Below are 1,078 nucleotides of genomic sequence, written 5' to 3'. Positions count from 1 at the left end.
AGGGGGACGGCGCCGAGGCGGCTTGTTGCAAGGGGTCTTTTGCCTTGGTCAGCATCTGTTCTTCTCCGGTTTGAAATTAGTGGATCTCGGCGGGCTCGGCGCGAAACACGCGCACGGCCTTCACCAGGCCGTCGGCCTGTTCCTGCAGCGACTGGGCCGTGGCCGAAGCCTCTTCGACCAGCGCGGCGTTCTGCTGCGTGACCTGGTCCATCTGCGCGATGGCCTGGTTGATCTGCTCGATGCCCGAGGTCTGCTCCTGGCTCGCGGTCGTGATCTCGCCCATGATGTCGGTCACGCGGCGCACGCTGCCCACGATCTCTTCCATCGTGCGACCCGCTTCGGCGACCTGCTTGCTGCCGGCCTCGACCTTCTGGACCGAGTCGCCGATCAGCGTCTTGATTTCCTTGGCGGCGGACGCGGAGCGCTGCGCGAGGCTGCGAACTTCCGACGCGACGACGGCGAAGCCCTTGCCCTGTTCGCCTGCGCGGGCGGCTTCCACCGCGGCGTTCAGCGCCAGGATGTTGGTCTGGAACGCGATGCCGTCGATGACACCGATGATGTCCACGATCTTTTTCGAGGACGCGTTGATCGAGCCCATGGTGTCGACCACTTGCGAGACGACACTGCCGCCCTTCACCGCGACTTCCGAAGCCGACACGGCGAGTTGATTGGCTTGGCGCGCGTTGTCCGCGTTCTGCTTGACGGTCGAGGTCAGCTCCTCCATCGAAGCCGCCGTCTGCTCCAGTGAGCTGGCCTGCTGCTCCGTGCGCGAAGACAGGTCGTGGTTGCCCGAGGCGATCTGGCTCGACGCCGACATCACGCCCGCCACGTTGGCGCCCACATCCGCGACGATCGCGAAGAGGTTGGCACTCATCTGGTTCAGCGCGCGCAGCAGCCCCGTGATCTCGTCGCCGGGCCGGATCTCGAACTTGGCGAGGTCGCCGCCCGCGATGGCGCGCGCCACGTGCAGCGCCTCGTCGAGCGGACGAAACACCGTGCGGCCCAGGAACTGGCCCAAGCCCAGCCACGCGAGCGCAAGGCCCACGCCGCCCGCGGCCGCCGCGCCGGGCAGCCAGCT

Annotated in this window: 1 protein-coding gene; it reads right to left on the bottom strand. The window is 67.3% G+C overall.

The genetic code is table 11. The annotated features are described in order from the left end of the window. Positions 1–76: 76 nt before the first annotated feature. Positions 77–1,078 (bottom strand): methyl-accepting chemotaxis protein (locus BMG07_RS40740; RefSeq protein WP_269759910.1); only part of this gene is annotated, 1,002 nt, incomplete at its 5' end.

Source organism: Variovorax sp. E3, from assembly GCF_016082275.1.
Classification (GTDB): Bacteria; Pseudomonadota; Gammaproteobacteria; order Burkholderiales; family Burkholderiaceae_C; genus Variovorax.
This window is presented reverse-complemented; position numbering and strand designations above follow the sequence as displayed.